Source organism: uncultured Enorma sp., assembly GCA_905210055.1.
Classification (GTDB): Bacteria; Actinomycetota; Coriobacteriia; order Coriobacteriales; family Coriobacteriaceae; genus Enorma.
Window position 1 is genome coordinate 1 of the sequence record CAJLVH010000154.1, and the last position, 4123, is coordinate 4123.

The 4123-nt window shown below is 64.4% G+C and carries 5 protein-coding genes; all 5 read left to right on the forward strand.

Translation table 11 applies throughout. From position 1 onward, the window contains the following. Positions 1-207 precede the first annotated feature (207 nt). The 5 genes from QZ079_RS08330 to dtd all read left to right on the forward strand — a co-directional run bounded on the left by QZ079_RS08330 (position 208) and on the right by dtd (position 4076). Positions 208-1116, forward strand: coding sequence for an HAD family hydrolase (locus QZ079_RS08330; RefSeq protein ID WP_291289149.1), 909 nt, complete (start codon positions 208-210; stop codon positions 1114-1116). 3 nt (positions 1117-1119) lie between these two features. Next, complete coding sequence (murI, locus tag QZ079_RS08335) at positions 1120-2058, forward strand: glutamate racemase (protein ID WP_297037412.1); 939 nt, start codon at positions 1120-1122, stop codon at positions 2056-2058. A 72-nt stretch (positions 2059-2130) separates the two neighbouring features. After that, the gene (rph, locus tag QZ079_RS08340; protein ID WP_291289147.1) at positions 2131-2865 is read left to right on the forward strand and encodes a ribonuclease PH; all 735 of its coding nucleotides are present in this window, start codon (positions 2131-2133) and stop codon (positions 2863-2865) included. Positions 2866-2919: 54 nt separating this feature from the next. Further along, complete coding sequence (gene rdgB, locus QZ079_RS08345) at positions 2920-3633, forward strand: RdgB/HAM1 family non-canonical purine NTP pyrophosphatase (RefSeq protein WP_297037414.1); 714 nt, start codon at positions 2920-2922, stop codon at positions 3631-3633. Then, on the forward strand, positions 3630-4076 hold the full coding sequence (gene dtd, locus QZ079_RS08350) for a D-aminoacyl-tRNA deacylase (RefSeq protein WP_297037415.1): 447 nt from the start codon (positions 3630-3632) through the stop codon (positions 4074-4076). The genes rdgB and dtd overlap by 4 nt, the downstream gene beginning before the upstream one ends. Positions 4077-4123 lie beyond the last annotated feature (47 nt).

Genomic DNA, 4123 nt, shown 5'->3' on the forward strand with positions numbered 1-4123 from the left:
GGCTCCGGCGACGGAGCCGCTTTTTGGTTTGGGCGCGCCACAGGGGGGGCTTTCACAGCGGGCAGCTTCATTCCACGCGACGGCAGGCGCTGACGCTCGCCCGTTCCCGCCCATGCGGAAATGCGGTGCGTTTGCGACCGGCGCGGCTTCGCGCGCTTGTAGCGCGGCTATGATAAAGGCACGTGCAAACGACGTCGCGGAGGAATCATGGATATCCCGTATCTGCCCGAGGTGCCGACCGGCGAGTTGCGTGAGCGTCTTGCCCGCATGCGCTATGTGTTCACCGATCTTGATGGAACCATGATGGGGCCGAACTCGACGGTGCTTGCGAACGCGGCAGGGGAGCCGAGTCTCGACTTCGTGCAGACCCTCATCGAGCTCAAGCAAGCTGGCGTCTCCGTCGTCCCCACCTCCGGTCGCAACCGTGCGATGATGCGCGAAGATACCCGTCTCCTTGGCCTGAACGCGTTCATTAGCGAGATGGGCGGTATCGTGATGACCGACCTCTCGCACGATACCTGGGAGTATTTCACGGCAGAGATGGAGTACGACCCTTCCTGCGGCCTCACGCCGCACGAGGTCATCGAGCAGACGGGGCTCTGCGAGGCGTTCATCACGCGCTATCCGGGCATGCTCGAATACCACAACGATATGTCCGCCGGCTACAAGCATCGCGAGGTAACCATCGGCCTGCGCGGGGAGATTCCAGACGAAGAGGCGATTGCTCTGCTCAACGCATCGGGCATGGCGCTCGATTGGGCGGATAACGGCTTTCTGAACTACATCTCCGCTCCCACCACGCTCGAGCTGCCCGAGGGTGTGCGCGGCCGTGCATTCAACGTCATGCCGAAGGGACTCAACAAAGGTCGCGGCATCGAGCGGTTCTGCGAGATCATGGGTATTCCGCGCGAGGAGACGATCGGTATCGGCGACGCCGCCTCGGATTTCCTCATGGCGGACTACACGGGTCTTTTCATCATGGTGGAGAACGGGCTGAAAGATCCCGGCGCGGAGGAGTTCCTTGCCGCGCACGACAATGCCTTCGTCGCGCCCGGACGGACGGTCGATGCATGGGTTGCGGGCATGTGCAGCCTGCTCGAAGCGATCGGGCGGTAACGTATGTTGAACACCTCTTCCGTGAAGCTGCCGGGCTCGCTCGCGGGGTATGCTGCCAACCTGCCTGCCGCACATGACGCGCGACCCATCGGCGTTTTCGATTCCGGCTTGGGTGGCCTTACCGTGGCGCGTTCCATCGCGGCCACGCTGTCGCACGAATCGATTTACTACGTCGGCGATACGAAGCGCTGCCCCTACGGCGTTCGCACCGAGGACGAGGTGCGCACCTTCGCGCTCGAAGCGGGGCGATGGCTCGAGGCGCACGATGTTAAGATCATCGTGATCGCGTGCAACACCGCCACCGCCGCCGCGCTCTCGATCGCGCAGCAGACGCTCGCGGTACCGGTGATCGGTGTGATCGCGCCGGGCGCCCGTGCGGCGATCAACACCACGCGTACGCGCAAGGTCGGTGTACTCGCCACACCGCTTACCGTGCGCACGGGTGCCTACGCGCGCGCCATCCACAACCTCGATGCGAGCGTCGAGGTATTCGGCTGCCCGGCACCGAGCTTTGTGGAGATCGTCGAGCGCGAGCTCGCGACGGGAGCGCATCTGCAGGAACGTTGGCTCGAAGACGGCGACATCTTCGATACGCCCGAGATTCGCGACGAGGTGGCGCGCACGCTTTCTCCCATCACCATGACAGATGTCGACACCGTCGTTTTGGGCTGCACGCATTTCCCGTTGCTTGCGCGCCCGATTCGCGAGGCGCTGGGGAAGGGAGTGCGCGTGGTGTCTTCCGCGGAGGAGACGACGCGCGAGCTCACGGATATCCTGAGCCGCCGTGGGCAGCTCGCCGGCGAGGTCGCGGTACCCGAGCACCGTTTCGCCACGACTTCGGATAACATCGCAGAGTTCGCCGCGGCGGGAAGCTTCATCTTCGGCAGGCCTCTGCGCAGTATCGAGCACGTGGGTATCGACGAGCTGGAAGTGCTGCATTGATACAACCTGCCAGGCTGGATGGTGCCGGCTTGGGATGTATCAACATCGCACAGACTCACGATAAGGAGCATCATGGACTATATGGAGATCGACCGCTTGGGTGGTCGTGCGGCGGACGAGATGCGCCATGTGGCGCTCACGCGCGACGTCATGGGCAACGCGCTCGGGTCGTGCTTGGTGGAGTTCGGTAACACGCGCGTTCTGTGCGCGGCGACGATCGAGGAAGGCGTTCCGGGCTGGCGCAAGGCGAGCCGTGCAGGCTGGGTTACGGCTGAATACGCGATGCTGCCGGCGGCGACGAACCGCCGCAGTTCTCGTGAGCGCGCCAACCGCAAGGGACGTTCCATGGAAATCGAGCGGCTTATCGGGCGAAGCCTGCGTACCGTCACGAATCTGCGCGCCCTCGGTGAGTTCACGGTGACGGTCGACTGCGATGTAGTCCAGGCCGATGGCGGCACGCGCACCGCGAGCGTGACGGGAGCCTGGGTGGCGCTGCACGATGCCCTCATGGCATGGGTCGACGCGGGCAAGATCGCGCGCCTTCCGCTCACCGGCCAGGTTGCCGCCGTTTCGATGGGCGTGGTCGATGGCTGCGAGCTGCTGGATCTCGATTATCGCGAGGATTCGCGGGCAGAAATCGATATGAATCTCGTGGCGACGGATACGGGCGAGATCGTCGAGATTCAGGGTACGGGCGAGCGCACACCGTTCGACCGCGCGCGGCTCTTGCGTCTACTCGATCTGGGCGATGCGGGCATCAAGAAGCTCATCGATTTGCAAAACGAGGTCACGGCGTTTCGCGACTAGCGTGCGGGATCCCGCCTGTATCTGATAGCTCGGGCCGACAATACGGAGGCACATATGGCACTGGAAAAAATCGATCCGACGACGCTCGATCACGCGCACACCGTGGTGGTCGCGACCGGCAATGCGCACAAGCTCGTAGAGATCGAGGAGATTCTGGGCGCGGCGCTGCCGGGAACGAGGTTCGTTGCAATCGGGCAGCTCGGCGATTTCGACGACCCCGAGGAAACGGGCACGACGTTTGCCCAGAACGCCATCATCAAGGCGGAAGCCGCCGTGGCCGAGACGGGCTTTGCCGCCGTCGCGGACGATTCCGGTCTTATGGTCGATGCGCTCGATGGCGAGCCGGGCGTGTATTCGGCGCGCTACGCCGGTGTGCACGGCAACGATGCGGCAAACAACGCGAAGCTGCTCGCCAAGCTCGAAGGTGTCGAGGACGCCGGGCGCACGGCACGGTTTGCGAGCGCCATCGCCTTTATCGAGCCGAGCGGCCTTGTGACCATGGGCGAGGGCTTCTGCGAGGGCATGATCGGGCACGAAGGCCGCGGCGACCACGGCTTCGGGTACGACCCGCTCTTTCTGCCCAACGATACGCCGGGCAAGACGATGGCCGAGCTCGAACCCCAGGAGAAGAATGCGATCAGCCATCGGTTCCATGCACTGCAGGATTTGTGCTCGAAGCTCGGGGCAGGCGTGGTGGCGGGCGAGAGCGCTGCGCCGGTTGCGTGCGCCGTGCCGGACGATGCCGACATGGAAGGCTCCGCGCGATGAGGGCGGTCATCCAGCGTGTGCAGCGCGCGAGCGTGACGATCGACGGCGTCGAGACCGCGCGCATCGGCGCCGGTTACCTCATCCTGCTCGGCGTGGGGGCTGCGGATACCCAAGCGGAGGCCGAGCGCCTCTGGCAGAAGATCTTCGCTTTGCGCATCATGGAGGACGAGTGCGGTAAGACGAATCGCTCGATCGACGACGTAGGCGGGGATGTGCTCGTGGTCTCCCAGTTCACGCTTTATGCAGACTGCCGCCGCGGTCGCCGTCCCTCGTTTACGGCGGCAGGCGACCCCGCGCACGCGAACGCCCTGTACGAATACTTCGTCTCGCTCGTGCGTCGGGATGTGCCTCGCGTGGCGACGGGCACATTCGCTGCGGATATGAAGGTTGAGCTGGTGAACGACGGCCCCTTTACCATCGTGCTCGATACCGACGAGCTCTAGCGCGTGCAGGGCGCCAGCCAAGGGGGACGGGGGATATTGGCCGGGCG

Coding starts and splice junctions, on each gene's coding strand:
- rph (WP_291289147.1), top strand. CDS start 2,131: ATGGACTATATGGAGATCGACCGCTTGGGTGGTCGTGCGGCGGACGAG.
- QZ079_RS08330 (WP_291289149.1), top strand. CDS start 208: ATGGATATCCCGTATCTGCCCGAGGTGCCGACCGGCGAGTTGCGTGAG.
- rdgB (WP_297037414.1), top strand. CDS start 2,920: ATGGCACTGGAAAAAATCGATCCGACGACGCTCGATCACGCGCACACC.
- murI (WP_297037412.1), top strand. CDS start 1,120: ATGTTGAACACCTCTTCCGTGAAGCTGCCGGGCTCGCTCGCGGGGTAT.
- dtd (WP_297037415.1), top strand. CDS start 3,630: ATGAGGGCGGTCATCCAGCGTGTGCAGCGCGCGAGCGTGACGATCGAC.